This window comes from Rhizobacter sp. P1_G5 (assembly GCF_056405435.1).
The window spans coordinates 1-3,761 of the sequence record NZ_JBFUCB010000594.1; the positions used below are offsets into that span (position 1 = coordinate 1).

At 68.8% G+C, this 3,761-nt stretch carries 4 protein-coding genes and 1 pseudogene; all 5 read left to right on the forward strand.

Features of this window, described 5'->3' with window-relative positions; all coding sequences use genetic code 11:
* Positions 1-265 (forward strand): annotated as a pseudogene (locus AC1D12_RS27625) (hypothetical protein); the annotation flags it as partial.
* Positions 266-277: 12 nt separating this feature from the next.
* On the forward strand, positions 278-466 hold the full coding sequence (locus AC1D12_RS27630; protein WP_047502536.1) for a DUF2065 domain-containing protein: 189 nt from the start codon (positions 278-280) through the stop codon (positions 464-466).
* A 151-nt stretch (positions 467-617) separates the two neighbouring features.
* Entirely contained in the window at positions 618-1,784 is a 1,167-nt protein-coding gene (locus AC1D12_RS27635) for an ATP phosphoribosyltransferase regulatory subunit (protein WP_477844251.1), read from the forward strand.
* Between the two features lie 45 nt (positions 1,785-1,829).
* Positions 1,830-3,161 (forward strand): adenylosuccinate synthase, encoded by a 1,332-nt coding sequence (locus tag AC1D12_RS27640; protein ID WP_465112312.1) that lies wholly within the window; start codon positions 1,830-1,832, stop codon positions 3,159-3,161.
* 18 nt (positions 3,162-3,179) lie between these two features.
* Positions 3,180-3,701: a phosphoribosyltransferase gene (locus tag AC1D12_RS27645; RefSeq protein WP_047502856.1), complete on the forward strand. Its 522-nt coding sequence runs from the start codon at positions 3,180-3,182 to the stop codon at positions 3,699-3,701.
* The last annotated feature ends 60 nt before the right edge of the window (positions 3,702-3,761 follow it).

Sequence of the window (3,761 nt, forward strand, 5' to 3'; positions counted from 1 at the left end):
GGCGTACCGCGATGCACAGAAGGTGCAGGGCGATGGCGATGCGAAGGCGTCGGCGATCTATGCCGAGTCGTTCGGCCGCGATCCGCAGTTCGCCCAGTTCTACCGCAGCCTCGAGGCCTACCGCGCAACCTTCCGCAGCAAGTCCGACGTGATGGTGGTCGATCCGTCGGGCGAGTTCTTCAAGGCGATGCGCGGCCCCGGGCGCGAGTCCGCCGCGGCGCCGGCGCGCGTCAAGAAGCACGCCGCCTCTGCTGCCGCCGAGTGACCTGCGCGATTCATGTCGGACACCCTGCTGGCCGCGCTGGCGTTGATGCTGGTGCTGGAGGGCGTACTGCCGTTCATCAGCCCGGGCGCCTGGCGGCGGGTGTTCGAGCGAGCGACCCGGCTGTCTGACGGCCAGATCCGGTTCATCGGGTTGAGCAGCATGCTGGCCGGACTCATCGCGCTCTACTTCTGTCTGGGCTGAACGCGGCGTCGGCAGGCGTGGATCCAACGGCCACCGTGGATCCGGCTCCGCCGGTCCAGTGGTGGCGCCCCCTCGAGGGGGAGGCGCGTCAGCGCCTCGGGGGTGGGTCATCCCCCCGGTACAATCTCGTTTTTAATACCCGGTGATTCACATGTCGTCTGCTTGGCTCCTGCCCGAGCACATCGCCGACGTCCTGCCTGCGCAGGCGCGGCGCATCGAGGATCTGCGTCGAGACCTGCTCGACGGGGCTCGCAGCTACGGCTTCGAACTGGTGATGCCGCCGCTGCTGGAGCACATCGAATCGCTGCTGTCCGGCACCGGCCGTGAACTCGACCTGAAGACCTTCAAGCTGATCGACCAGCTCAGCGGCCGCACGATCGGCGTGCGCGCCGACACCACGCCGCAGGTCGCGCGCATCGATGCGCACCTGCTGAACCGCCAGGGCGTGGCCCGGCTGTGCTACTGCGGGCCGGTGCTGCACACCCGCCCGGCCGGCCTGCACGTGACGCGCGAGCCGCTGCAGTTCGGTGCCGAGATCTATGGCCACCGTGGCCTCGAGGCCGACCTTGAAGTCCAGGAACTCGCGCTCGACCTGCTGCAGCGCGCCGGTGCGAACCAGCTGACGCTCGACATGGGCGACGCACGCATCGTGCGGGCGCTGCTGGCCGGCAGCGGCCTGCCGGCGTCGGCGGTGGCCGCGCTGTATGCCGCGCTGGCCGCGAAGGACCAACCCAGCGTGGTCGAGCTCACGGCGTCGTTGCCCGAGCCGTCGCGCAGCGGCCTGCTGGCGCTGCTGCGGCTGTATGGCGGCGAAGAGGTGCTGGCGGCAGCCCGCACGCAATTGCCCGCGCTGCCGCTGATCACCGCGGCGCTCGACGACCTGCAGTGGCTCACGCAGCACCTGAAGCAGGCCCACGCCGGCGTGCGCATCGGCTTCGACCTGGCCGACCTGGGCGGCTACGACTACTACAGCGGCGCGCGCTTCGCGGTGTATGCCGCCGGCTCCAGCGATGCGGTGGCGCGCGGCGGCCGCTACGACGAGGTCGGCGCGGTGTTCGGCCGCACGCGGCCCGCAGTCGGCTTCAGCCTGATCGACCTGAAGGAGCTGGTGCTGATCGCGCCGCCGCGGGCGATGCGGGCGGCGATCCGTGCACCCTGGGGCGAGGATGCCTCGCTGCGCGCCGCGATCCGGCAACTGAGGGAGCAGGGCGAGTCGGTCGTCTGCATCCTGCCGGGGCATGAACACGAAGGCCAGGAATTCGACTGCGACCGCGAGCTGGTCGCGCAGGCCGGCCAGTGGCAGGTGCGAGCGCTCTGACGCCGCCTGCCGATCCACCCATTCGAGACATTGGACAGGACAGACATGGAACAGACACGCGGCGGCCACAACGTGGTCGTGGTCGGCACCCAGTGGGGTGACGAAGGCAAGGGCAAGGTGGTGGACTGGCTGACCGACCACGCGCAGGCGGTGGTGCGCTTCCAGGGCGGCCACAACGCCGGCCACACGCTGGTGATCAAGGGCGTGAAGACGGCGCTGCAGCTGATCCCGTCGGGCATCATGCGCGAGGGCGTGGCCTGCTACATCGGCAATGGCGTGGTCGTCGATCCGGTGCACCTGCTCGGCGAGATCGAGCGCCTGGAGGCCATCGGGCTCGAGGTGCGTTCGCGCCTGTTCATCAGCGAATCCTGCCCGCTGATCCTGCCGTTCCACGTCGAGGTCGACAAGGCGCGCGAGGCGCTGCGCGAGACCAGCGGCGCCGGCAAGATCGGCACCACCGGCAAGGGGATCGGGCCGGCGTATGAAGACAAGGTGGCACGCCGCGCGCTGCGCGTGCAGGACCTGAAGCATCCGGAGCGCTTCGCGAAGAAGCTGCGCGAGCTGCTGGAGCTGCACAACTTCGCGCTGGGCGGCTACCTGAAGTCGAAGCCGCTGGAGTTCCAGCCGATCTACGACCTGGCGATGAAGGTCGCTGAGCAGCTCAAGCCGATGCTGGCCGACGTGGGCTACACGCTGTTCATGAAGCACCGCGAGGGCGCCAACATCCTGTTCGAGGGCGCGCAGGGCACGCTGCTCGACATCGACCACGGCACCTACCCGTACGTGACCTCCAGCAACTGCGTCGCCGGCAACGCCGCGGCGGGCGCGGGTGTCGGGCCGGACCTGCTGCACTACATCCTCGGCATCACGAAGGCATACACCACGCGCGTGGGCAGCGGCCCGTTCCCGACCGAGCTCGACATGAACGAGCCCGGCACGGTCGGCCACCACCTGTCGACCGTCGGCCAGGAGCGCGGCACCGTCACCGGCCGTCCGCGCCGCTGCGGCTGGCTCGATGCCGCGCTGCTGAAGCGCTCGATGATCATCAACGGCATCTCGGGCCTGTGCATCACCAAGCTCGACGTGCTCGACGGCCTGCCGGAGATCAAGGTCTGCGTGGGCTACGAACTGGACGGCAAGCGCATCGACATCCTGCCGCTGGATGCCGACGACATCGTCGCCTGCAAGCCGATCTACGACACCTTCCCGGGCTGGACCGAGCGCACCGCCGGCATCACGCAATGGGATGCGCTGCCGCTGAACGCGCGGCGCTACCTGGAGCGCGTGCAGGAGTTCATCGGCCGGCCGATCGACATGGTATCGACCGGTCCCGACCGCGAGCACACCATCCTGCTGCGCCACCCCTATCAAGCCTGACGCCTGGAGCCTTTGAACATGCTGACCGACGACGGCAAACACCTTTACGTGTCCTGGGACGAGTACCACATGCTGATCGAGCGCCTGGCGCTCAAGGTGCATGCCTCGGGCTGGGAGTTCGACCAGATCCTGTGCCTGGCGCGCGGCGGGATGCGACCGGGCGACGTGCTGTCGCGCGTGTTCGACAAGCCGCTGGGCATCATGTCGACGAGCTCGTACCGGGCCGAGGCCGGCACCATCCAGGGCCGGCTCGACATGGCGAAGTACATCACCCTGCCGAAGGGCGAGCTCGCCGGACGGGTGCTGCTGGTCGACGACCTGGCGGACTCGGGCGTCACGCTGCGCGCGGTGGTCGACCGGCTGCGCGGCATGCCGGCGATCGCCGAACTGCGCTCGGCGGTGATCTGGACCAAGGGCGTGTCGAGCTACACGCCGGATTACTACGTCGAGCTGCTGCCGACGAGCCCGTGGATCCACCAGCCGTTCGAGGARTACGACGAACTCCGCCCGGACGGCCTGGCGAAAAAGTTCGCCATTTGACGAGGCGGGGCGCACAAAGCAAAAAGCCAGCACGATGTGCTGGCTTTGCCTGTTCCTTCG

Coding starts and splice junctions, on each gene's coding strand:
- AC1D12_RS27630 (WP_047502536.1), top strand. CDS start 278: ATGTCGGACACCCTGCTGGCCGCGCTGGCGTTGATGCTGGTGCTGGAG.
- AC1D12_RS27635 (WP_477844251.1), top strand. CDS start 618: ATGTCGTCTGCTTGGCTCCTGCCCGAGCACATCGCCGACGTCCTGCCT.
- AC1D12_RS27640 (WP_465112312.1), top strand. CDS start 1,830: ATGGAACAGACACGCGGCGGCCACAACGTGGTCGTGGTCGGCACCCAG.